Here is a 23,698-nt window from a genome sequence, read left to right on the forward strand (position 1 = left end):
GGCCCAGGCCGGCGGTGCGCGCGGCCTCGACGGCGGTGTCGACGGCGGCGTGCGCACCGATCCGGGTGAACAGCAGCTGGTAGGCGCCCAGCCGCACGAGATCGAGGACCGGCGGATCGATCTCCTCGACGGGCCGGGACGCCGCAAGCACGATCACCCGGTCGAGCAGTCCCTGTGCGCGGAGCGTGCCGTAGGTCAACTCCGTGGCCAGCGCCGCGTCGCGTGTGTCCAGCTTGGCGCGGCGCAGTTCCGCCGGCAGGGCCAGGTTGGCGTAGGCGGCGCGTTCCCGCACGGCCGCCATGACCGCCAGCGCGACGGTCCTGGCGTCGGGACGGGGCTGCTTCTGCTGCTTCTGCGGACGGGAGTCCGGACGTCGCCGGCGGTCCGACTGCGGGCGGTTTCCTCCACCGCTCTTCGGGCGTCCCTGTCCGCCCCCGCGGCGGGAATCGGGCCCCTGTCCGCGGCCCTGTCGGTCGTCGGCGCTCACTCGAACACCGCGCCCTCGTCGAGGCGGGCGCCGCGCACCCAGTCCAGTGCGTTCATCATCTTCTTGCCGGGGGGCTGGATGGTCTCGATCGCCATCGGTACCGTCGCGGTGCCCACGAGGAACGACCGCTTGTCCCACGAGATGAGGCCGGGCCCGAGGTCCGTGGGTGGATCCTCGGCAGGGCGGGCCGAGCCGATCTTCACCCGTTCGCCGCCGAGGGTCGTCCAGGCCCCCGGCGCCGGGGTGACCGACCGGATGTGCCGGTCGACGGCCAGGGCGGGATCACTCCATCGCACCCGCGCGTCGTCGACCGTGAGCTTCGGTGCATGGGAGGCGCCGTCGGCCGGTTGGGGAACAGCGCGGAGCTCTCCCGTCTCGATCCCGTCCAGTGTCGCCGCCAGCAGCCCGGCGCCGGACACGGCGAGTCGGCCGAGCAGGTCACCGGCCGTGTCGCGGGGCCGGACGGTCTCGGTCATCGTCCCCAGCACCGGGCCGGTGTCCATGCCCTCGTCCAGCAGGAACGTCGTCGCGCCGGTGACCTCGTCACCGGCGGCGACGGCGGCGTTGACCGGGGCGGCCCCCCGCCATGCGGGGAGCAGGGAGAAGTGCAGGTTGATCCACCCGTGGGTGGGGATGTCGAGGACGGGGCGCGGAACGAGGTGGCCGTAGGCGACCACCGGCACCGCGTCGGGTGCCAGCGCGCGCAGTCGCTCCGCGAACTCGGGGTCGCGGGCGTTCGGCGGGGTGAGGACCTCGATGCCCGCGGCGCAGGCCGCGGCCGCCACGGGGCTGCGGGACAGTCCCCGACCGCGGCCGGTGCGGGCGTCGGGACGCGAGACGACGGCGACGACCTCGTGACGGTCACTGTCGAGCAGCGCCTGCAGGGACGGGACGGCGACCTCCGGGGTGCCGGCGAAGACGAGACGCACTTCTCACCTCACCGCCATCGCGTCGGAGAGCGTGTCGTAGATGACGCCGCCGCTGACCGCGGCGCTGCCGAACCAGCTGGCCGAGCGGACCTCGGCCATCGCCTCGCGTCGGCGCTCCGGGGTGAGGCGTTGCAGGAACAGCACCCCGTCCAGGTGGTCGGTCTCATGCTGGACGGCGCGGGCGAGGATGCCCTCGGCCTCGAAGCTGACGGGCTCGCCGTGCACGTCGACTCCGCGGGCCCGGACGCGGGCGAACCGCTCCGTGGGCAGTGAGATCCCGGGGATGGACAGGCAGCCCTCGTTGACGTGGGTCTTCTCCTCGCCGATCGGCTCCCACTCGGGATTGACCAGGTGACCCTCCCGCCCGCCGCAGCTGTAGACGAACACGCGGGTGGACAACCCGATCTGGGGCGCCGCGAGCCCGGCGCCCTCCTCGTGCGCGACGGTGTCCATGAGGTCCGCCACGGTGCGTGCCAGCCTGTCGTCGAAGGAGGTGACGGGGTCGGCGGGGGTCCGGAGGACCGGGTCGCCGAAGAGCCGGACGGGATGGACGGACATGCGTATCGGGTCTCCTGGCAGGCGTCGGTGCTGAACGGCCATTCTAGGCGCTCCGTCGGCGTGCGCCGTCGTCGGCGGTCGGCCGGACGCACGGCGGGGCGGTCAACCGATGTGGACGGGGTCCAGACGAACCCGGACCGAGTGGCTGTGGCGGCGTCCGGAGCGCCGGAGGACCAGTGCCCGGAGCTCTGCCGCGACCTCGGCGAGGACGGGCGGGGGCACCCGGAACAGCACACGCTCCGGGTCCTCCACCTCGTCATGACCAGGGAGCTCCTCCCCGGCGGGCAGATCCACCGGACCCAGTACCTCGACACGGTCCGTGAGGCGGAAGTCCTCGAGGACCTCGGCGAGCGCGGCGGCCGGCCCGTCGACCGCGATCATGTGCACCGCCGGCGGGAACCCGACCTCGGCGCGGTCCGCGAGCTCCCGTTCGGCCCAGCCCTGGGGATCCCACCGGACCAGCGCCTGGGCGACCGCGGACTCGGATTCGGCGGACAGGAACACCCTGCCCCCCTCGTCGGCGGGACGGACGAGACCGGCCGCCCCGATCCACAGGCGCAGGGCGTGCTGGACGGCCCGCAGGTCGGGTCGGCCGAGAAGCGCCCACGAGTCCAGGAGCAGTGCGGCCCCGTACCCGCCCTCGGCGACGGGTTCCGCTCCCGGGGTGGCGACGATGATCGCCGGGCTCGCGGGCACGGTGTCCAGGATCTCCCCTCCCCCACTCGTGCGGATCCGGACACCCGGGAACATCCGGCCCAGCTCTTCCGCCGTGCGGCCTGCCCCCACCACCCCGGCCCGCAGCGCCCGTGACCCGCAGGCCACGCAGCGGAAGCTCGGCTCGGGGGCCCCGCACCACCCGCACGCCAGCTCCACCGGCCCGTGGACCTCGTCCATCCTCCCGGCGCGGAGCGGGCCGTTGCACCGGCGACACCGCGCCGGGGTCCGGCACGACCCACACAGCAGCGTGGGGATGTACCCCTTGCGGGGCACCTGTACGAGGACCGGGGCGTCCACGTCGATCGCTTCCCGGGCCATCGTCAACGCCACGGCGGGCAGCCGCGTGCGGCCCCCCGCGACGTCGCGGGCCTGCACCGGGTCGGCGTCGGTCACGGCGACCACGCGGGGCGCGAGCTCGCGGGTCAGTCCGGGGCGCGGGCGGATCTCGTGTGCCCACCCGGAGCGGACGTATTCGGCGACCTCGGGGGTCCGGTCCACCGACGACAGCAACAGGGGTACCCCCTCGAGGGCCGATCGCTGCGCGGCGATGTCACGCGTGTGGGGGTACGGGGCACGCGGCTCGACGAACGAGTCGTCCCCGTCGTCGTGCAGCACGATGAGACCGAGTTCGGGCAGGGGGGCGAAGACCGCGCTCCGGGTGCCCACGACGATCCGGGCGTGGCCGCGGATCGCCCGCAACCAGCGTCGGTACCGGGCGGACGGCCCGACCCCGGCGGACAGATCCGTGACGAGGTCCCGACCGGCCGCGCCGCCGCCGACGACCTCGCGACAGGCCGCGGTGAGGCGGTCGACGTCCCGCTGGTCCGGGACGATCAGGAGGACCTGGAGTCCACGACGACGCAGTGAGTCGGCGAGGGTCGCCAGGGCACCGGCCCAGTCCCGTCCCGGCGGGACCGTCCACACCCCGCGGGCGGGGACGGCGCCGGTCGCGGCCTCGAGGAACCTCGCGACCATCGGGTGGTCGCCCCACCCCTCCGGCATCTCTACCGGCCCTACCGGCCCCACCGACACCCCCAGAGGCGGCCCCGGCTCGGGAACGGACTTCTCGGCGGCGGCGTGGCGCGGCGGGATCGCCAACCGGATCACGTCCGAGCGCATACCCACCCACCGCCGTGCGACCAGGTCGACCAACCGGAGCAGGTCCGGGGTGAGGACGGGCTCGGGTGACACGACCCGCTCGAGCCAGGCGAGTTCCCCCTGGTGATCGGTCTGCGCGCGCCGCTCGACGAGGAAACCGTCGACCAGCCGCCCGGCGAACCTCACCCGCACCCGCACCCCCGGCACCGCCTCGGCGGAGAGGGACTCGGGGACCAGGTAGTCGAACTCCCGGTCGAGATGGAAGACCCCGAGCAACGGCAGGACCCGGGCCACGGGGGCATCGGCCGCCGCGACCCGGGTCGCTGGGCGCGTGGTGGTCACGTCCGGAATACTCGCACCCCGCTACGACACACGGGGTGACGGCGTCAGAGTCCGGCGGCCTGCTTGAGTTCGTCGACGCGGTCGGTGCGCTCCCAGGGCAGGTCGATGTCGGTGCGGCCGAAGTGTCCGTAGGCGGCCGTGGGGGCGTAGATCGGACGCTTGAGGTCCAGGTCGCGGATGATCGCACCGGGCCGCAGGTCGAACACCTCGGTCACCGCCTGCTGGAGCCGGTCGATGTCGACCTTCTCGGTGCCGAACGCCTCGACGAACAACCCGACCGGGGCGGCCTTGCCGATGGCGTAGGCGACCTGGACCTCGACGCGCTCGGCCAGGCCGGCGGCGACGATGTTCTTGGCGACCCAGCGCATGGCGTAGGCGGCGGAGCGGTCCACCTTCGACGGGTCCTTGCCGGAGAACGCGCCGCCACCGTGGCGGGCCATGCCGCCGTAGGTGTCGACGATGATCTTGCGTCCGGTCAGGCCGGCGTCGCCCATCGGGCCGCCGAGCACGAACCGGCCGGTCGGGTTGACCAGCAGTCGGAAGTCGGCGGTGTCGATCCCACCGGCGGCCTCGGCCAGGACCGGGTCGATCACGTGCTGCGTGAGGTCGTCGCGCAGGGTGGTCTCCAGGTCGATGCCGTCGGCGTGCTGGGTGGAGATGACGATGGTGTCCAGCCGGACCGCGCGGTCGCCGTCGTACTCGATGGTGACCTGGGTCTTGCCGTCCGGGCGCAGGTAGGCCAGCGTGCCGTCCTTGCGCACCTCGGTCAGCCGCCGCGAGAGGCGGTGGGCCAGCGCGATGGGCAGTGGCATGAGCTCGGGGGTGTCCGAGCAGGCGTAGCCGAACATCAGGCCCTGGTCGCCGGCACCCTGGCGGGCGATGGCGTCCTCGACCGAGTCTGTGGAGGTGCGGGCCTCGTGGGAGGTGTCCACGCCCTGGGCGATCTCCGGCGACTGCTGCCCGATCGAGATCGACACGCCGCAGGAGACGCCGTCGAAACCCTTGTCCGAGGAGTCGTAACCGATCTCGACGATCTTGTCGCGGATGAGCTGCGGGATCTCCACGTAACCGGTGGTCTTGACCTCGCCGGCCACGTGGACCATGCCGGTGGTGACCATCGTCTCCACGGCCACTCGGGCCGCCGGGTCCTGCTCCAGCATCGCGTCCAGGATCGAATCTGAGATCGCGTCACAGATCTTGTCCGGATGCCCCTCGGTCACGGACTCGCTGGTGAACAGCCGACGTGCCTGCGTCACAGTGGTTCTCTCTTCCATGGTGGGATCGCGTGTGATCGTTGCCGATCGCGTGGGGACAGACTAGTCGGTGCGGTCTGCGTCACTCCGCCCGGTCCGCCCGCGAGCGATCCCCACGATCGCGTCGAGTAGACGGTCGGCCAGGAGGTCCTTGCTGGCGCGCTCGAGGGCCGTCTCGCCGCCGCCCGAGTCGAGGATCCAGCCGCCGTTGACGTCCTGTCCGAAGGTGGTGTCCCGTCCCACCTCGTTGACGACGAGGAGGTCGCACCCCTTCCGGGCGAGCTTGGCGCGGCCGTGCTCGAGGACCGTGCCCGACGCGTCCCCGGTCTCGGCGGCGAAACCCACGAGCACGCAGTCGGCCGGGACGTCCCCCGCCGCACGCGCGGAGACCAGGTCGGCGAGGATGTCCGGGTTCCGCCGGAGGCGGATCTCCGCGGGCTCCGATCCGCTGCCCTTCTTGAGCTTGGAGTCGGAGACGTCGGTGGGCCGGAAGTCGGCGACGGCGGCGGCCTTGACGACCACGTCCGCCCGGGCCGCTGCGCGCAGGGTCTGCTCCCGCAGTTCGAGGGCGGACTCGATGTGGACGACCTCGACGGCGGGCGGGGTCGGCAGATCGGAGGACGTCACCAGGGTCACCCTGGCACCCCGGGCAGCGGCCACCGCGGCGATCGCGTGGCCCTGCTTGCCCGAGCTGCGGTTACCGAGGAAGCGCACGGGGTCGATCTCCTCACGGGTACCTCCGGAGGTGACGACGATGCGCGTGTCGGCGAGGTCCCACGGCAGTGATCCGCCGTCGAGGAGGAGCCGGGCCAACCGCGCGATGTCGGGGGGCTCCGGTAGTCGCCCCGCGCCGGTGTCGGCGCCGGTGAGCCGGCCGGACGCCGGCGGCATGACGTGGATGCCGTCGCCTCGGAGGGTGTCGACGTTGCGACGCGTCGCGGGGTGCTCCCACATCTCGGTGTGCATGGCCGGGGCGAGGAGCACCGGACACCGCGCGGTGAGGAGTGTGGAGGTGAGGAGATCGTCGGCGCGCCCGCTCGCCGCGCGGGCCAGCAGGTCCGCGGTAGCGGGAGCGACGACGACGAGGTCCGCCCGTTGCCCGAGGGCGACGTGGCGGACCGAGGGCACGTCCGAGAACACCCCGGTGGACACCGGGTTCCCGGACAGCGCCTCGAAGGTGGCGGACCCGACGAATCGCAGGGCCGCCTCTGTGGGGACGACGTCGACGTGGCATCCGGACTCGGTGAGCAACCGGATGAGGCCACATGCTTTGTAGGCGGCGATCCCGCCGCCGACTCCGACGACGACGCGCGGGCTGCGCATGTCGTCCCCGGAGGGGCTCACTCGCCCTCGGCGCAATCGAGCAGGTCGGAGTGCAGCTCACGCAGCGCGATGGTGAGGGGCTTCTCGTGCAGCCCCGGGTCGACCAGCGGGCCGACGTACTCGAGGATTCCCTCCTCGATCTGGTTGTAGTACGAGTTGATCTGGCGCGCGCGCTTGGCGGCGAAGATCACGAGTGCGTACTTCGAGGACGCCCGCTCGAGCAGCTCATCGATCGGGGGATTCGTGATGCCGATCGGGGTGTCGTACAGCGGGGTGGCCGCTGCGGCTTCGGTGGTGGCCACTATGGGTTCTCCTCTGGGGTACTGCCTGGGGTCGGTGTCGTCGATGACACCCTGGTGACGCTTGGCTCGCCGCTAGTCGCGGCCGACCAGCAATGATACCAACTCGTCCACGGCCTTTTCGAGTTCGTCGTTGACGACGACCTCGTCGAACTCTCCGCGGGCCTCCATCTCGACCTTCGCGGTCTCGAGTCGGCGGCCCACCACGTCCTGCGGTTCGGTGCCCCGGCCACGCAGCCGGACCTCGAGTTCCTCCCACGACGGCGGGGCGAGGAACACGGTCCTGCCCTCCGGGATCGACTCGCGGATCTGGCGCACCCCGGCGAGGTCCACCTCGATGAGGACCGGTCGTCCCGCCTCGAGCGCGCGGTGCACCGGATCGGCGGGGGTCCCGGAGAGCTGCAGTCCGCGGTGGATCTCCGCCCACTCCAACATCCGACCCTCGGATACCGCTTTCCGGAAGTCCTCGGTGGACACGAAGTAGTAGTCGCGGCCGTCGACCTCCCCGGGCCGCGGGTCCCGTGTGGTCATCGACACGCTGAAGTAGAGGTCGGGGACGCACTCGCGGAGACGGGCGACGACGGTTGATTTCCCGACGGCGGAGGGGCCGGCCAAGACGATCAGCCGGCCCCTCTTCGCCGTCGTCTCCGGGGTGGCCCCGGATGACGGTGTGTTCATGCGTCGATCAGTCGACCGTGAAGTCGAACCGCTCGAGCAGTGCGCGACGCTGGCGGTCACCGAGACCACGCAGACGACGCGTCGGCGCGATCTCGAGCTCGGTCATGATCTCCTGAGCCTTGACCTTGCCGACCTTGGGCAGGGCCTCGAGCAGCGCCGAGACCTTCATCTTGCCGAGGATCTCGTCGCTCTCGGCATCCTTGAGCACCTGCTTGAGGTCGGTGCCGCCACGCTTCAGGCGCTCCTTGAGCTCAGCCCGGGCGCGACGGGCGGCAGCCGCCTTCTCCAGAGCAGCAGCGCGCTGCTCATCGGTCAACTGGGGAAGGGCCACAATTCCTCCGTCTCGTTCGTGTGTGTCTCATGACTCACGCGGATGTCCACCGTAGGACACCCCCGCCTGGTGTGCGGTGACCGGCCCCGGCGCGTCCGCGGGCTGCGGAACACCTCCGGGAGCGGGCGCTCCCTCGTGCTCACCGTACCCGGGCGGTTCCGCCGCCCCCGAGGGAGACTTCCACGGCTCCGGGCCTGATGACCTCAGCAACAGTACGCGGCCGACCGGCCGGGTACCAGACGGGGTCCCGCTGTGGCACCCCGTCTGATCTGCGAATTGACGGTTCGAGGTTGTATCGCACCCTAGCGCCGCCCGTCCCGGGGCGCGACGTGAACCGCCCGATTCCCGCGAGTCCGGAGGTCGGTGGCCGTGTCCGGTGGGACGCCGGTACACCCGAGTGGGACCTGGCCACTCACGAGTCGTCGGCGAACCTGTACCGTGCGGCCAGTTCGACGACCGTCGCGCGCATCGCCCCCACGTCGGGGCCCGCCCGCAGCACGTGCCGGGAGACGTTCACGAGCGTGTCCGGAAGCGCGGGACCGGCGATGCGCACCACGTCGTCGAGGGTGCCCCCCTGCTCCCCCACCCCCGGCATCAGGACGGGCCCGCGGAGGCCGCCGAGGTCCGGCGGGTCGGCGACCGTGGCACCCACGACCACCCCGAAGGACCCGGGCGCGTCCGCTCCGGCGCCCGCGTTCCGGCGGGACACCTCGTCCACGACCGTCTGCGCGACGGTCCCGGAGCCGCCCACGGACGCCTGCAGCGCGGAGGCCTCCGGGTTGGAGGTCCGGGCGAGGACGAACAGGCCCCGGCCGGAGGAGGCCGCCGTCTCGAACGCCGCGTCCAGTGCGCCCACCCCGAGGTACGGGGACACCGTGAGCGCGTCGCAGGCCAGCGGGGACCCGTCCCGCAGCCACGCGCGGGCGTACCCGGCCATGGTGGAGCCGATGTCGCCGCGTTTGGCGTCGGCCACCGACAGCGCCCCGCGCTCGCCGATCGCGCCCAGCAGCTCCTCCAGGACCCGGAACCCGGCGGACCCGTACTCCTCGAAGAACGCCACCTGGGGTTTGACCGCGGGGACCAGGTCCCCGAATGCCTCGAGCGACCGCCGCGAGAACTCCGCCACACCGGCCGCGTCGACGCCCAGGCCCCACGCCTCCAGCAGCGCCGGGTGGGGGTCGATGCCCACGCAGAGGTTGCCCCGCTCGGCGACCGCCCTGCGCAGGCGGGCGCCGAACGGGGCCGCGGTAGTCGTCACCGCGCCGCGTACCCGGCGTGCAGCTCCTGCAGGGGGCTGACGCTGACGTCGCCGCGCAGCATGGCCTCGATCCCGTGGACCGCCGCGGTGGCGCCCTGGACGGTGGTCACGCAGGGCACGCGGCGGGAGATCGCCGCGGAGCGGATCTCGTGGCCGTCGGCACGGGTGCCCCCGGTCGACGAGGCGATGTTGAGGATGAGGTCCACCTCGTCGGCGTTGATTCGGTCGACGATCGTGCGGATCGGCCGGCCGTCCTCGTAGACCGGGCCGGTGCCGGACTCGGTCAGCTTGGCCACGGTCTCGCAGGCGATGCCGTACCGGCGGAGCATGAGCGCGGTGCCCTCGGTGGCCAGCACCGTGAACCCGAGCGCCGCCAGCCGCTGGGCCGGGAACACCATCGACCGCTTGTCCCGGTTGGCCACCGAGACGAACACCGTGCCCGACAGCGGTAGCACGCCGTCGGCGGACAGCTGGCCCTTGGCGAAGGCCACGGCGAAGTCCGGGCCGATGCCCATGACCTCACCCGTGGACTTCATCTCCGGGCTGAGCAGGGACTCCACGGTGTCGCCCTCTGGGGTGCGGAACCGGTTGAACGGCAGCACCGCCTCCTTGACGGCGACGGGGGCGTCCGCGGGCAGGGAGCCGCCGTCCCGGTCGGACGGGAGCAGCCCCTCCGCGCGCAGGTCGGCGATCGACTCGCCCAGCATGATGCGGGCACACGCCTTGGCAAGGTGCACACCGGTCGCTTTGGACACGAAGGGCACCGTCCGGCTGGCCCGGGGGTTGGCCTCGAGGACGTAGAGCACGTCGTCCTTGAGGGCGTACTGCACGTTCATCAGGCCCTTGACGCCGATGCCCATGGCCAGCGCCTCGCTGGAGCGGCGGACCCTGTCGATGTCGTCCTGCCCGAGGGTGATCGGCGGCAGCGTGCAGGCGGAGTCGCCGGAGTGGATGCCGGCCTCCTCGATGTGCTCCATGACGCCGCCCAGGTACACCTCGGTGCCGTCGCACAGGACGTCGACGTCGATCTCCACGGCGTCGTCGAGGAAGCGGTCCACCAGCACCGGTCGGTCCGGGCTGATCTCGGTGGCGCGGTCGATGTACGAGCGCAGGGAGCCCTCGTCGTAGACGATCTCCATGCCCCGGCCGCCCAGCACGTAGGACGGGCGCACCAGGACCGGGTACCCGATGTCGGCGGCGATGGCGGTGGCCTCGTCGGCGTTGATCGCGGTGCCGAACGCCGGGGCCGGCAGCCCCGCCCGGACCAGCACCTCACCGAACTCGCGGCGGTCCTCGGCCAGGTCGATCGCGGACGGGCTGGTGCCCACGATGGGCACGCCGGCGGCCTCGAGCTGCGCGGCCAGCCCCAGCGGGGTCTGGCCACCGAGCTGCACCAGCACACCGGCGACCGTGCCGGACTCGGACTCGGCGTGGAAGACCTCCATGACGTCCTCGAACGTCAGGGGCTCGAAGTACAGCCGGTCGGCCGTGTCGTAGTCGGTCGAGACCGTCTCCGGGTTGCAGTTGACCATGACCGTCTCGTACCCGGCCTCGGACAGCGTCAGGGCGGCGTGCACGCAGGAGTAGTCGAACTCGATGCCCTGGCCGATGCGGTTGGGCCCGGAACCGAGGATGATCACCTTCTCGCGCTCGGTCTGCGGGGCGACCTCGGACTCGGCGGCGGGGTCGAGCTCGTAGGTCGAGTAGTGGTACGGGGTCTTGGCCTCGAACTCCGCGGCGCACGTGTCGACCGTCTTGTAGACGGGCCGGATCCCCAGCCGGTGGCGCAGGCGCTGCACGCCCTCGGCACCGGCGAACTCGGGTCGGAGGGCGGCGATCTGCGCGTCCGACAGACCGTTGTGCTTGGCCCGACGCAGCAGGTCCGCGCCCAGCACGGCGGCGTCGACGATCTCGCGGCGCAGGTCCACGAGCTCGGCCACCTCCTCGAGGAACCACGGGTCGATGCCGGAGGCCTCGTGGACCTGCTGGACCGTCGCCCCCAGGCGCAGCGCCAGCTCGACGTCGTACATCCGGCCCTCGGTCGGACGGACCAGGTCGGCGAGCACCGCATCCACGTCGGTGGAGCGCCCGGGTGCGATGGTCTCGTCGGGCAGGGTCCAGAACCCCGAGGCCTTGGTCTCCAGCGACCGCATGACCTTACCGAGGGCCTCCCGGTAGTTGCGCCCCAGGCTCATGGCCTCACCCACCGACTTCATGGTGGTGGTGAGGGTGTCGTCGGCACCCGGGAACTTCTCGAAGGCGAACCGGGGCGCCTTGACCACCACGTAGTCGAGGGTCGGCTCGAAGCACGCGGGGGTCTCGCCGGTGATGTCGTTGGTGATCTCGTCGAGCGAGTACCCGATGGCCAGCCGTGCTGCGATCTTGGCGATCGGGAAGCCGGTGGCCTTGGAGGCCAGCGCGGAGGACCGCGAGACCCGGGGGTTCATCTCGATCACGACCAGGCGGCCGTCGACGGGGTTGATGGCGAACTGGATGTTGCAGCCGCCGGTGTCCACGCCCACGGCGCGGATGATCGCGATGCCCAGGTCGCGCATGTTCTGGAACTCGCGGTCGGTCAGCGTCATGGACGGCGCGACGGTGACGGAGTCGCCGGTGTGCACGCCCAGGGCGTCCACGTTCTCGATCGAGCAGATCACCACGACGTTGTCCTTGTTGTCGCGCATCAGCTCGAGTTCGTACTCCTTCCACCCGAGGATGGACTCCTCGATGAGGACGTTCGCGGTCGGCGAGGCGGAAAGCCCGCCGCCGGCGATGCGCTCGAGGTCCTCGGTGGTGTAGGCCAGACCCGAGCCCAGGCCGCCCATGGTGAAGGAGGGCCGGACCACGACCGGCAGCCCCAGCTCGGCGACGGTGGCGTGGACCTCCTCCATGGTGTGGCAGACGGCGCTGCGGGCCGACTCGCCGCCCACGCTGGCGACGATGTCCTTGAAGGTCTGCCGGTCCTCGCCGCGGTTGATGGCGGGGATGTCCGCGCCGATGAGCTCGACCCCGTGCTTGTCGAGGAGCCCCTGGGCGTCCAGCTGCATGGCGGCGTTCAGCGCGGTCTGCCCACCGAGGGTCGCGAGGACCGCGTCCACGGGGTGGCCGTCGGCGGCCTCCTTGGTCAGGATCTTGTCGATGAACTCGGGCGTGATGGGCTCGACGTAGGTGGCGTCGGCGAACTCCGGGTCGGTCATGATCGTGGCCGGGTTGGAGTTGACGAGGGTGACGCGCAGTCCTTCGGACTTGAGCACGCGGCAGGCCTGGGTGCCCGAGTAGTCGAACTCGCAGGCCTGTCCGATGACGATCGGACCGGAGCCGATCACGAGGACGTGGTCGATATCTGTGCGGCGGGGCATCAGTTCGAGCCCTTTCCCGAGTCGGCGGACCCGTTGGCGGCGAGCATGGAGACGAAGCGGTCGAAGAGGTCGGCGGCGTCCCGGGGACCTGCCGCGGATTCGGGGTGGTACTGGACGGAGAAGGCGCTGCCGTCGACCAGGGCGACGCCCTCGACGGTGCCGTCGTTGGCGCACACGTGGGTCACGGCGGCCGTGCCCCACGGGGTCTGCCAGGTGTCACCCTCCGGGTCGCGCAGCGCGAACCCGTGGTTCTGGGAGGTGATGGACACGGCGCCGGTGGCCTTCTCGATCACCGGGATGTTGATGCCGCGGTGCCCGAACTGCATCTTGTAGGTCTCCAGCCCCAGAGCCCGGCCGAGGATCTGGTTCCCGAAGCAGATGCCGAAGAAGGGGATCCCCTGGCCCAGCACCTCCTTGGTGAGGTGCACCGCGTGATCGGCCGTCGCCGGGTCGCCGGGACCGTTGGACAGGAACACCCCGTCGACGTCGAGGTCGAGGATGTCCTGCAGCGTCGATCCCGCCGGGATGACGTGGACCCGGATGCCGCGCGCGGCGAGCATCCGGGGGGTGTTGGACTTGATACCCAGGTCCAGCGCGGCGATCGTGTGGGACGCCTCGCCCTCCGGCTCCACCACGTACGCCTCGCGCGTGGAGACCTCGTCGGACAGCGACGCACCGGCCATGGACTCCTGGGCCCGGACCGCGGCGAGCATGGTCTCGTCGTCGGTCAGGTCGTCGCCCGAGAAGATCCCGGCCTTCATGGCCCCGAGCTCCCGGATGTGGCGGACCACGGCGCGCGTGTCGATACCGGCGATGCCGACCACGCCCTGGGCGACCATCTCGTCTTCGAGGCTGCGGGTGGACCGGTAGTTGGAGGGCTGTCGCGACAGGTCGCGGATCACGAACCCGGAGACCCAGATCCGCCCCCCGCGGGATTCGCCGTCGAGGCGGGACTCACCGTCCTCGTCGTTCCAGCCGGTGTTGCCGATCTGGGGGGCGGTGGCCACGACGATCTGCCGGCAGTAGGAGGGGTCGGTGAGGGTCTCCTGGTAGCCGGACATGCCGGTGGTGAACACGGCCTCCCCGAGGGTGGTACCGGTCGCGCCGAAGGAGGTGCCGCGGTGGATCCGACCGTCCTCGAGGACGAGCGCGGCGGGTTGCGGGCCCGCCTGCGGCGCGGGCGTGTGGCTGTGCGGTGTCACTGGTTCTCCTCGGTGGTGGAGCTGGAGTCGGTGGGCGTGTCGGAGGGGTCGGCGTCTCCGCGCAGCGCCTCCCAGCGGGGGTAGGTGTCCTTGTCGTCGGCCCGGAAACCGGAGTCGACGAGCGTTCGGCCGTCGGTGCCCGTCACCTGCCATCGCGCGACGAGGATGCCGCCGCCGGGCACGGTCTTGTTGGCCAGCGCCGAGGCGCGGCGCACGTCGAGGAGGTCGGTGCGGGGGATCCACACGACGGCGTCGGCCAACTCGAGGCGTATGCCGCCGGTGTGGGCGGTCAGGGTGCCGGCCGAGCGGTGGCCGAGGGGCGGCCGGGAGATCCGGGCCTGCCAGTCCCCCGCGATGGTGCTGCCGATGTAGACACCGGTCAGCGGTCCCAGGACGATCTCGCCCGGGTCGGCGGGCGGGGTGGGGAGCTCGTCGAAGAGCCCGGCCTGGGACCGGCTACGGTTCCGCCATCCCAGCGTCATCAGGCCGATGAGCGTGAGCAGCACGGCGATGACGATGATGACGGTCCAGTAGTCCTGGGTCATGCGAGTACCTCTCCGTCGCGGGTGGTCAGGCGGCCCCGGTACACGGTGCCGACGACCCTGGCCGCGAATGTCATTCCCTCGTAGGGGGTGTTGGCGGACAGACTTGCGAGCGCGTCGCCGACGACGGTCCACGGGGAGTCGGGGTCGACGACGACGAGGTTCGCGGGCTCCCCTACGGCGATCGGTCGCCCCTGGTCCGACAGGCCGGCGATCTCGGCGGGCCGGGTGCTCATGACACGGGCGAGGTCCCGCCAGGTCATGTCCCCGGTCTCGACCAGCAGGGCGGCGACGATCGGCAGGGCGGTCTCGAGTCCGAGCATGCCCGGCCGGGCGGCGGCGAACTCGCAGCACTTCTCCTGCGCGGCGTGTGGGGCGTGGTCGGTGGCGACGCAGTCGATCACGCCGGACCTCAGCGCCTCGCGCAGCGCGAGGGTGTCGTGTGCCTCGCGCAGGGGCGGGTTGACCCGGTAGACGCCGTCGTAGGTCTCGAGACGGGAGTCGTCGAGGAGCAGGTGGTGCGGGGTGACCTCGGCGGTGATCGAGATCCCCTGGTCCTTGGCCCACCGCAGCAGTTCGACGGTGCCGGTCGTGGAGGCGTGGCAGATGTGCACGCGGGCGCCGGCGTCGCGGGCCAGGATCGCGTCCCGGGCGACGATCGACTCCTCCGCCGACCGCGGCCACCCGGTCAGTCCCAGGCGTGCGGCGTGGGGCCCCTCGTGGGCCACGGCGCCGCCGGTGAGCCGGGGTTCCTCGGCGTGCTGGGCGACGAGGACGCCCAATCCGGCCGAGTACTCCAGGGCTCGACGCATCACCAGTGGGTCGTGGACGCACATCCCGTCGTCGGAGAACACCCTGACGCGGGCCTCCCCCGCGGCCATCTGCCCCATCTCGGTGAGCTGCTCACCCTTGAGACCCACGGTGACGGCGCCGACGGGGTGCACGTCGCACAGTCCGACCTCGAGGCCGATCCGCCAGACCGAGTCGGTCACCGTCTGGTTGTCCTGCGGGGGTTGGGTGTTGGCCATGGCGAACACCGCCGTGTACCCCCCGCGGGCCGCGGCGGCCGAACCCGAGGCGATGGTCTCGGTGTCCTCGCGACCGGGTTCGCGGAGGTGGGTGTGCAGGTCGACGAACCCCGGCAGCAGCACGGCGCCGTCCGGATCGAGGACCTCGGTGTCCGTCGCGGACAGGTCCACGGACTCGCCCGCGTCCGGACCGATCGCGGCGATGACGCCGTCGCGGACGAGGACGTCGACCGGGTCGCCTTCGCCGTAGGGACGCACCCGCCGTAGCAACAGGGTCGGTGTGTGGGGGGCGCTCACTCAGGGGTTCCTTCCGCCGTGACGAGAGTGTGGAGCAGTACCGACATGCGCACGTGCACGCCGTTGGTGACCTGCTGGAGGATCGCGGAGGACGGCGCGTCGGCGGTGTCGAAGCCGATCTCCATCCCACGGACCATCGGACCCGGGTGCAGGACCACGACGTCGTCGCGGAGCCGGGCGGCGCGCGTCGGCCCGAGCCCGTAGCGCACCGCGTATTCGCGGGCGGACGGGAAGAACCCACCGTTCATCCGCTCGGCCTGGACGCGCAGCATCATGACGGCGTCCGCACCGTCCAACTCCGCGTCGAGGTCGGTCGACGCGCGGACCGGCCAGCCGTCGACGCCCACCGGGAGCAGGGTCGGCGGGGCGACGAGGACCACCTCCGCGCCCAACGTGGACAGCAACAGGGCGTTGGACCGGGCGACGCGCGAGTGCAGGATGTCCCCGACGATCACCACCCGGCGCCCGTCTATCCCGCCGAGGCGTTCACGCAGGGTCATGGCGTCGAGCAGTGCCTGGGTGGGGTGCTCGTGCATCCCGTCACCGGCGTTGATGACCGACGGGCCGACGCCGCCCGGCGCGACCCACCCGGCGATCTGCTGAGCCGACCCCGAGGCCGGGTGGCGCACGATGAGGGCGTCCGCGCCGATGGCGGTCAGGGTGAGCGCCGTGTCGCGCAACGACTCGCCCTTCTGGACCGAGGAGGCGCTGGCGGAGACGTTGATGACGTCCGCGCTCATCCACTTACCGGCCGTCTCGAACGACACCCGCGTGCGGGTGGAGTTCTCGTAGAACACGGTGAGGACGGTCTTGCCCCGCAGCGTCGGCAACTTGCGGACCTCGCGACCGAGGAGCGTCTCCTTGAGTCGCTCCGCCTCGTCGAGGATGGACAGGGCCGAGTCGCGGTCGAGGTCGGCGGCCGAGAGCAGGTGCTTCATCTCGTCCTCTCCGCGTCCGGACGCCGCAGGACCACGGCGTCGACCCCGTCGACCTCGGTGAGCCGGACGGACACTCCCTCGTCGCGGGAGGTGGGGACGTTCTTGCCCACGTAGTCGGCCCGGATCGGCAGTTCACGATGCCCGCGGTCGACCAGCACGGCGAGCTGGACCCGCGCCGGTCGCCCGAGGTCGCGCAGGGCATCGAACGCCGCGCGGATGGTCCGGCCCGAGAACAGGACGTCATCCACGAGGATCACCGTCGCGCCGTCGATCCCGGCCGACGGGACCCGCGTGGGGTTCATCGGCCGGTGCGGGCCTCCGGCGAGGTCGTCGCGGTAGAGCGTGACGTCGAGGGCCCCGGCGTGGACGTCCGCGCCGCTGAACTCACGGATCCTCTCGGCGAGTCGGGCCGCGAGCGGCACCCCGCGGGTGGGGATTCCCAGCAGCACCACGGGGCCCGAGTCGGGCGCGTCCGCAGCAGTGCGTTCGATGATCTGATGTGCCAGGCGGGACACCGTCCTGGCGACGTCGTCGGACGTGAAGAGTGACACCGAGTTCTCTTGCGAACCGTCAGCGCTCACCGATCACCACCTCCTTGTCCGCCTCGCTGGACGGCTCGTTAAAGGGATAGCTTTCGGTCCTGAACTCTATCAGTCCCCGGTGTCCGTTCCGGGATCGGCGGACGTGGCCTCCGACACGTCTCCGGGCGCGTCGCCGGCGGCCTCGGAGGCAGCGTCGGCGGGCGGGGTGTCCAGGCCCGCCACGGCCCGCTCGGCGGCCCTGATGTGCTGGGCCAGGCCGGCCACGCGGTCGAGGACCGCGTTGACGTACGGAACCGATTTCTCCGCGGACAGGTCGGACACCAGAAGGACCGCCTGGTCGATCACGACGGCGGCGTCCACCTCGTCCGAGCTGAAGAGCAGTTCCCACGCACCGGCGCGCAGGACCGCGCGGTCGACGGCGGGCAGCCGCTCCAGCGTCCACTCCCTCAGGTGCTCGGTGATGGTGGAGTCGAGGCGGTCGAGCCGCTCGGCGACGCCGGTGACGATCTCCATCGTGTAGGGCGCGACGTCGTGGAACTCCTGGGAGTCCTCGCCCATCTGCCGACGCTCCTCGGCGAGCGCCGCCACGTCCGCGTCACGTAGCTCCGCCTCGAACAGCAGCGAGACCGCGCGCCTGCGCGCCCGGTAGCGTGATCCGCGACGGCGGTGGTCGACGTCTTCCGACATGATCAGTCGTTCACCCGGCTGAGGTAGCGGCCGTCACGGGTGTCGATGCGCAGCTTGTCGCCGGTGTTGATGAACAGCGGCACCTGGACCTCGGCACCCGTCTCGAGGGTCGCCGGCTTGGTGCCACCGGTCGAACGGTCGCCCTGCAGGCCCGGGTCGGTGTGCTGGACCAGCAGGTCGACGGCGACCGGCATCTCGGCGAACAGCGGGACACCCTCGTGGATGGAGACCTGGACCGAGGTGTTCTCGAGCAGGAAGCGGGCACCGTCACCCATCACGGTCGGCGTGACGTTGATCTGCTCGAAGTCCTTCTCGTCCATGAGGACGTAGTCCTCGCCGTCGCGGTAGAGGAAGGTCATGTCGCGCCGGTCGACGGTCGCGGTCTCCACCTTCACGCCGGCACTGAACGTCTTGTCGATGGTCTTGCCGCTGACCACGTTCTTCATCTTGGTCCGCACGAACGCGGGGCCCTTGCCGGGCTTGACGTGCTGGAACTCGGTGATCTGCCAGAGTTGGCCCTCCTCCTTGAGGACGAGGCCGTTCTTGAAATCGGCGGTGGACGCCATAGTCGGTACTCCTTCGGGAAGTCGTCCGCGCCGCAGCCGGGGGCGGCGTCGCGCGCATGATCGTGGGTCGGATCCTCAGAGCACCCTGAGGTCCTTCGACGTGGTGGTCAGGGACCGTCCGCCACCGCCGGTGACGGCCACGGTGTCCTCGATTCGGATCCCGCCGAGGCCCGGGAGGTAGATCCCCGGCTCGATGGTGATCACATCGCCGTCGGACAGTGTACTCGTGGACCGGGTCGACACCGCGGGCGCTTCGTGCACGTCCAACCCCACCCCGTGCCCCAGCGAGTGGCCGAAGTGGTCGCCGAACCCGGCGTCGGTGATGATGTCGCGGCTGACGGCGTCGAGCTCGGCGCACGGGACGCCGGCGCGGACGGCCTCGCCCCCCGCGATCTGAGCTCGGCGGACGACGTCGTAGGCCTCCACCAGACGGTCCGGGGCGGTCCCCAACGCGACCGTGCGGGTGCAGTCGGACGCGTACCCCGAGACCGTGGCTCCGAAGTCCACCACCACCAGGTCGCCCTCCGCCAGGACCCGGTCCCCGGGAACGTGGTGCGGGTGCGCTCCGTTGGGTCCGGAGGCCACGATCGTCTCGAACGCCACGCCGTCCGAACCGGCCCGCCGCATCGCGTGCTCCAGGTCCGCCGCGACCTCTCGTTCGGTCCGACCGGCCGCCACCAGGTCGCTGCCCAACACGTGGGTCCACGCCTCGTCGACCACCGTGCACGCCCTGGCGATGAGGGCGAGCTCGTCGGGATCCTTGGCGCGGCGCACCGTCTCCACCAGCCCGCTGGTCTCCACTATCCGGGCGTCCGCTCCCCCGGTCGCCGCGAGCGCACGGCGCAGGCCGGCGGCCGCGGACAGGGTCAGCTGATCGGCCTCGACGGCGAGCGGGGCGTCGGCGGGTCCGCGACGACGACCGAGGACGCCGGCGACATACTCGCGCGAGATCACGTGGCCCACGTCCGGGGCCTGCTCGACGACCTGGAGTTCGTAGCGGGAATCCGTGCAGAGGACCGCCTCGCCGTCGTCCTCCACCAGGACGGCCCCACCCGACCCGGAGAACCCGGTCAGGTAGGCGATGTTCCGTGGATCGGTCACCAACAGGGCGTCGGCACCGACGTCGGCGAGGGCGGCGGCGACGGCGCGGCGACGTGGGGCGAGACGCTCGATCACAGCAGGATCCCTCCACCGCTGGGCTTGCGGCCCTCCGAGATGGTGGCGTACGCCGCCGTCATGAGCGACGGGTCCGGGGCCTCCATGCGCGACGGGCGGGCCAGTCCGTCCAGCACGACCAGCCGCAGGAAGCCCGAGTGGTTCTTCTTGTCGCCGGCCATCAGCTCGAGCAACCGCGGGAAGGCGTCCTCGTCGTACCCGGTGGGAAGTCCGAGGGACGCGAGGACGGAGGCGTGACGGTCCGCCGTCGCGTCGTCCAGTCGGCCCGCCAGCCTGGCGAGCTCGGCGACGAAGCACATCCCGACGCTGATCGCCGCGCCGTGACGCCACCGGTACTGCTCGCGACGCTCCACGGCGTGGCCGAGGGTGTGGCCGTAGTTGAGGATCTCCCGCAGGCCGGACTCCTTGAGGTCCTGGCCGACCACGTCGGCCTTGACCTGCACGCTGCGGCGGATGAGCTCGACGATCGTCTCGCCGCCCGGATCGAGCGCCGCAGCGGGATCCGCCTCGATGAGGTCGAGGATCTCCGGGTCGGCGATGAAGCCGCACTTGACCACCTCGGCCATTCCGGAGACCAACTCGTTGTGCGGGACGGTCTCGAGCGTCGCGGTGTCGATGAACACGGCGGCGGGCTCGTGGAAGCAGCCCACCAGGTTCTTCCCGGCATCGGTGTTGATTCCGGTCTTGCCACCGACCGCGGCGTCGACCATCGCCAGCAGGGTGGTGGGGATGTGTACGACCCGGACGCCACGCATCCAGGTGGCGGCGACGAAGCCCGCGAGGTCGGTGGCCGCGCCCCCGCCGAGGCTCACGACGGTGTCCTTGCGGTTCAACCCGATCTGGCCCAGGACGTCCCAGCAGTACCCGGCGACGGCGAGGTCCTTGCCGGCCTCCGCGTCCGGGATCTCGATCCGGTGGGCGTCGATGCCGGCGTCGGCGAGCTTCTCGCGGAGCGCCTCGGCGGTCTGGGCCAGCGGCGGTTGGTAGAAGATCGCCACGGTTCGCGAGGACGAACACGCCTCGAGGATCTCCGGGAGCAGGCCCCGGCCGATGACCACGGGGTACGGGTCCGCGGCGCGCACCTCCACGACGACGGGCTCGGTGGTGTTCTCGTCCTGGTTCATCTGCTGCTCCCGCTCATCGCTCGTGTCGCACTCGTGTCGCTACGCGTCTGGTCGTCACTCATCTCCGAACGCCGCCCCGCAGGTGCGGGTCGCCGGAGTCGAGCCTGTCGACGATGTCCGTCACCACCTTGCCCGAACTGCGCCGCTCGGTGCTCACGGTGGTCCAGGCGACCTCCCGGTACAGCGGCGAGCGTTCGGTCAGCAGTGCCTGGTACCGGGCTGTGACGTCGCCCCCGGCCAGGAGCGGGCGACCCGGACCCTGGGACCGGCGCACCCCCTCGGCCACCCCGATCGTGAGGTGGACGACCCGGTGGCCTCGCAGGCGTCGCCGGGTCACCGCCGACAGGACCGCCCCGCCCCCCAGGGACAGGACCCCGTCGAACGATGTGAGCGCGTCACCGATGATCCGCTCCTCGATCTCGCGGAAGTGCGGCTCGCCGTCGGAGGCGAAGATCTCGGGGATGGACCGGCCCTCGGCCTCTTCGATGAGGTGGTCGGCGTCGCGGAACGGCACGTCGAGCCGCCGGGCGAGCTTGCGGCCGATGGTCGTCTTGCCGGCACCGGGTGGTCCCACGAGCACGGCGACCGGCCGTGCCGGCTCGCTCATGCCTCGTCCGTCGCCCAGTCCAGCCGCTCGGCGACCGCGTCGAGGTATCCCCCGACGTTCCGGCGGGTCTCCGCCAGCGAGTCGCCACCGAATTTCTGCAGGACCGCGCGGGCCAGGACGAGGGCGACCATCGACTCCGCGACGACGCCCGCCGCCGGAACCGCACACACGTCCGAGCGCTGGTGGATGGCGGTGGCCGCGGATCCGTCCTCCATGTCCACCGTGCTCAGCGCACGGGGCACCGTGGAGATGGGCTTCATCGCGGCCCGGACCCGGAGGGGCTGACCGTTGGTCATGCCGCCCTCGAGGCCCCCGGCGCGGTTGCTGCGGCGCTCGACGCCGTCGTCCCCGCGGACCATCTCGTCGTGGGCGACGCTGCCACGGCGGCGCGCGGTCTCGAAGCCGTCCCCGACCTCGACGCCCTTGATGGCCTGGATGCCCATGAGGGCGCCGGCGAGCTGTGCGTCGAGACGATCGTCGCCGGACACGTGGGAGCCGAGACCGATCGGGAGGCCGTGGACGACCACCTCGACCACGCCACCGAGGGTGTCCCCGGCCTTCTTCGCGGCCTCGATCTCGGCGATCATCGACTCCGCGGCGGCGGCATCGAAGGCCCGCACAGGGCTGGCGTCGATGTCCTCGAGGTCCGCGAACCCGGGCTCGGGTCCGACGTACGGCTCGGACGCGCCGATGGAGATGACGTGCGAGAGGACCTCGACGCCGAGGACGTCCCGCAGCACCGCACGGGCGACAGTCCCGGCCGCGACCCGTGCGGCGGTCTCACGGGCGCTCGCGCGCTCGAGGACCATCCGGGCGTCGTCGAAGTCGTACTTGAGCATCCCGGAGAAGTCGGCGTGACCGGGCCGCGGGCGGGTCAGGCGGGCGGCGCGGGCCTTGTCGTCGATCGCCTCCGGGTCGACGGGATCCGCCGACATGATCTGTTCCCACTTGGGCCACTCGGTGTTGCCGACCTCGATCGCCACCGGCGATCCCATGGTCCGGCCGTGGCGGACGCCGCCGAGGACCCGGACGGCGTCCGCCTCGAACTTCATCCGCGCCCCGCGCCCGTAGCCCAGGCGACGGCGGGCGAGTTGCGAGGCGATCTCGTCGCTCGTCACTTCGACCCCGGCGATCACGCCCTCGACGATCGTCACCAGGGCCTGGCCGTGCGATTCTCCGGCAGTGGTCCACTTCAGCACGTCGCCGATCATCCCACGTCGGGGTACGGCCCGGCACATCAGGCCCGGGTCGTCGCGGACCGCCGTGCCCGCGAGGCGACGACGGCCCGGTGCGGGGTGTCACCGGTGAGACGCCGGAACGCGTGAATGAAGCTCGAGGCCTCGGCATACCCCAGACGCAACGCGACGTCCTCCACCGACAGCAGACCGGTCGCCAGCATCCGCCTGGCCAGTTCCAGCCGGACGTCGTCGAGAAGCCGCTGGAACGACGTGCCCTCGTCCGACAGGTGCCTGCGCAGAGTCCGGGAACTGACCCCCAGCCCGGCGGCCACCGAAGACATGGAGGCCCCCTGCGTGAGACGACCGGCGATCTCGACGCGGACCCGGCTGCTCACCGGCCCCCGGGTCCGGCGGGTGGTGGCCAGGTCGCGGCACATGGCCTCGGCCACCGTCACCGCCGCCGGGCTCCCCTGCGGGAGCGGTTCGTCGAGGCGGGCGGCGTCGAAGACCATCGTGACGCCGGTGCCGTGGTCGGACTCCGACGGCACGAGGCCGAGCCGTGCCCCGTATGCGGCCAGGGTGCCGGATGACCGCCCCCCACCGAAGGTGATCCCGGTGAACGGGACGCCTCCGGGGACGAGCTCGCCGAGGACGGAGTGGATCGCGAACAGGTCGCGGTCCACGAGGAACTCGCGGACGTCGTCCGGGAGCGCGGTGTCCTCCAGACGCACCACGATCCTGTCCCCCGTCGACTCCACACCGATCGTGCTGAAGATGTAGCTCAAGTCGATGAAGCGGAGCGTCAGGGCGATCACGTCGCGGAGCGTCGGGCTCGACAGCAGGGCGTATCCGAAGATCCCGAAGGTGGTCAACCGGTAGGTGGCGCCCACCTCGGCGGCGAGGGCGGGCCGGTCGCCCGCGGCGGCGCGGAGGTTCCGGATCGCGGTCAGTTCCTGGTCCGGCGTCACGAGTAGATCGGGGGTGGCGAGGTCGACCGGGGAGAGCGCGATCCCCTGCAGGACCCGGCCGGCTTCCACGCCGAGCCGCTGCCCGGCCTCGACGAGCACGCCGATCCCGGTGGCCGAGCGGGGGAAGTCCCAGTGTGGGACCGCGGGGTCGTCCCAGGTGGTCATGTCCGGAATTATGGATTATTCGTCCGTGAATGTCTGCGGCCACGCG

At 71.7% G+C, this 23,698-nt stretch carries 23 protein-coding genes; all 23 read right to left on the bottom strand.

What is annotated here, in order from left to right; translation table 11 throughout:
* Positions 1-487: transcription antitermination factor NusB (locus tag J1M64_RS20275; protein ID WP_307872335.1), on the bottom strand; the 487-nt coding region annotated here is incomplete at its 3' end.
* Positions 484-1,416: a methionyl-tRNA formyltransferase gene (fmt, locus tag J1M64_RS00780; protein WP_069389340.1), complete on the bottom strand. Its 933-nt coding sequence runs from the start codon at positions 1,414-1,416 to the stop codon at positions 484-486. The genes J1M64_RS20275 and fmt, both read right to left, overlap by 4 nt.
* Before the next feature lie 3 nt (positions 1,417-1,419).
* A complete protein-coding gene (def, locus tag J1M64_RS00785; RefSeq protein WP_067717969.1) occupies positions 1,420-1,974 on the bottom strand; it encodes a peptide deformylase in 555 nt (184 codons plus the stop codon).
* Positions 1,975-2,076: 102 nt separating this feature from the next.
* On the bottom strand, positions 2,077-4,131 hold the full coding sequence (locus J1M64_RS00790) for a primosomal protein N' (protein ID WP_206472149.1): 2,055 nt from the start codon (positions 4,129-4,131) through the stop codon (positions 2,077-2,079).
* A 44-nt stretch (positions 4,132-4,175) separates the two neighbouring features.
* Positions 4,176-5,387 (bottom strand): methionine adenosyltransferase, encoded by a 1,212-nt coding sequence (gene metK / locus J1M64_RS00795; protein WP_173674754.1) that lies wholly within the window; start codon positions 5,385-5,387, stop codon positions 4,176-4,178.
* Positions 5,388-5,447: 60 nt separating this feature from the next.
* Positions 5,448-6,728 carry a bifunctional phosphopantothenoylcysteine decarboxylase/phosphopantothenate--cysteine ligase CoaBC gene (coaBC, locus tag J1M64_RS00800; RefSeq protein WP_206472153.1) on the bottom strand — a complete coding sequence of 427 codons (1,281 nt, stop codon included), beginning with the start codon at positions 6,726-6,728 and terminating at the stop codon, positions 5,448-5,450.
* A complete protein-coding gene (gene rpoZ, locus J1M64_RS00805) occupies positions 6,725-7,009 on the bottom strand; it encodes a DNA-directed RNA polymerase subunit omega (protein ID WP_061228655.1) in 285 nt (94 codons plus the stop codon). Before rpoZ ends, coaBC begins: the two co-directional genes overlap by 4 nt.
* 72 nt (positions 7,010-7,081) lie before the next feature.
* Positions 7,082-7,684, bottom strand: coding sequence for a guanylate kinase (gene gmk / locus J1M64_RS00810; protein ID WP_096905428.1), 603 nt, complete (start codon positions 7,682-7,684; stop codon positions 7,082-7,084).
* 7 nt (positions 7,685-7,691) lie between these two features.
* Positions 7,692-8,015 (bottom strand): integration host factor, actinobacterial type, encoded by a 324-nt coding sequence (gene mihF, locus J1M64_RS00815; protein ID WP_007631925.1) that lies wholly within the window; start codon positions 8,013-8,015, stop codon positions 7,692-7,694.
* Positions 8,016-8,427: 412 nt separating this feature from the next.
* Entirely contained in the window at positions 8,428-9,273 is an 846-nt protein-coding gene (gene pyrF / locus J1M64_RS00820; protein WP_096905427.1) for an orotidine-5'-phosphate decarboxylase, read from the bottom strand.
* Positions 9,270-12,632: a carbamoyl-phosphate synthase large subunit gene (carB, locus tag J1M64_RS00825; protein ID WP_206472161.1), complete on the bottom strand. Its 3,363-nt coding sequence runs from the start codon at positions 12,630-12,632 to the stop codon at positions 9,270-9,272. Before carB ends, pyrF begins: the two co-directional genes overlap by 4 nt.
* Entirely contained in the window at positions 12,632-13,834 is a 1,203-nt protein-coding gene (gene carA / locus J1M64_RS00830; protein WP_206472170.1) for a glutamine-hydrolyzing carbamoyl-phosphate synthase small subunit, read from the bottom strand. Before carA ends, carB begins: the two co-directional genes overlap by 1 nt.
* The gene (locus tag J1M64_RS00835) at positions 13,831-14,379 is read right to left on the bottom strand and encodes a hypothetical protein (RefSeq protein WP_206472172.1); all 549 of its coding nucleotides are present in this window, start codon (positions 14,377-14,379) and stop codon (positions 13,831-13,833) included. Before J1M64_RS00835 ends, carA begins: the two co-directional genes overlap by 4 nt.
* Complete coding sequence (locus J1M64_RS00840) at positions 14,376-15,701, bottom strand: dihydroorotase (RefSeq protein WP_206472174.1); 1,326 nt, start codon at positions 15,699-15,701, stop codon at positions 14,376-14,378. Before J1M64_RS00840 ends, J1M64_RS00835 begins: the two co-directional genes overlap by 4 nt.
* Entirely contained in the window at positions 15,698-16,639 is a 942-nt protein-coding gene (locus tag J1M64_RS00845; RefSeq protein ID WP_067717943.1) for an aspartate carbamoyltransferase catalytic subunit, read from the bottom strand. Before J1M64_RS00845 ends, J1M64_RS00840 begins: the two co-directional genes overlap by 4 nt.
* Positions 16,636-17,220 carry a bifunctional pyr operon transcriptional regulator/uracil phosphoribosyltransferase PyrR gene (gene pyrR, locus J1M64_RS00850; RefSeq protein WP_067717941.1) on the bottom strand — a complete coding sequence of 195 codons (585 nt, stop codon included), beginning with the start codon at positions 17,218-17,220 and terminating at the stop codon, positions 16,636-16,638. The genes J1M64_RS00845 and pyrR overlap by 4 nt, the downstream gene beginning before the upstream one ends.
* A gap of 69 nt (positions 17,221-17,289) precedes the next feature.
* On the bottom strand, positions 17,290-17,868 hold the full coding sequence (gene nusB / locus J1M64_RS00855) for a transcription antitermination factor NusB (protein WP_206472176.1): 579 nt from the start codon (positions 17,866-17,868) through the stop codon (positions 17,290-17,292).
* Between the two features lie 2 nt (positions 17,869-17,870).
* The gene (gene efp, locus J1M64_RS00860; RefSeq protein ID WP_067717936.1) at positions 17,871-18,434 is read right to left on the bottom strand and encodes an elongation factor P; all 564 of its coding nucleotides are present in this window, start codon (positions 18,432-18,434) and stop codon (positions 17,871-17,873) included.
* A 75-nt stretch (positions 18,435-18,509) separates the two neighbouring features.
* On the bottom strand, positions 18,510-19,610 hold the full coding sequence (locus J1M64_RS20280) for an aminopeptidase P family protein (RefSeq protein ID WP_206472178.1): 1,101 nt from the start codon (positions 19,608-19,610) through the stop codon (positions 18,510-18,512).
* Positions 19,607-20,734 (bottom strand): 3-dehydroquinate synthase, encoded by a 1,128-nt coding sequence (gene aroB / locus J1M64_RS00870; RefSeq protein WP_067717930.1) that lies wholly within the window; start codon positions 20,732-20,734, stop codon positions 19,607-19,609. Before aroB ends, J1M64_RS20280 begins: the two co-directional genes overlap by 4 nt.
* A 58-nt stretch (positions 20,735-20,792) precedes the next feature.
* Positions 20,793-21,341: a shikimate kinase gene (locus J1M64_RS00875; RefSeq protein WP_163375808.1), complete on the bottom strand. Its 549-nt coding sequence runs from the start codon at positions 21,339-21,341 to the stop codon at positions 20,793-20,795.
* Positions 21,338-22,552 (bottom strand): chorismate synthase, encoded by a 1,215-nt coding sequence (aroC, locus tag J1M64_RS00880; protein ID WP_096905422.1) that lies wholly within the window; start codon positions 22,550-22,552, stop codon positions 21,338-21,340. Before aroC ends, J1M64_RS00875 begins: the two co-directional genes overlap by 4 nt.
* 26 nt (positions 22,553-22,578) lie before the next feature.
* Entirely contained in the window at positions 22,579-23,652 is a 1,074-nt protein-coding gene (locus J1M64_RS00885; RefSeq protein ID WP_206472187.1) for an AraC family transcriptional regulator, read from the bottom strand.
* Positions 23,653-23,698: the final 46 nt, after the last annotated feature.

The organism is Dietzia sp. KRD202 (assembly GCF_017168155.1).
GTDB lineage: Bacteria > Actinomycetota > Actinomycetes > Mycobacteriales > Mycobacteriaceae > Dietzia > Dietzia kunjamensis.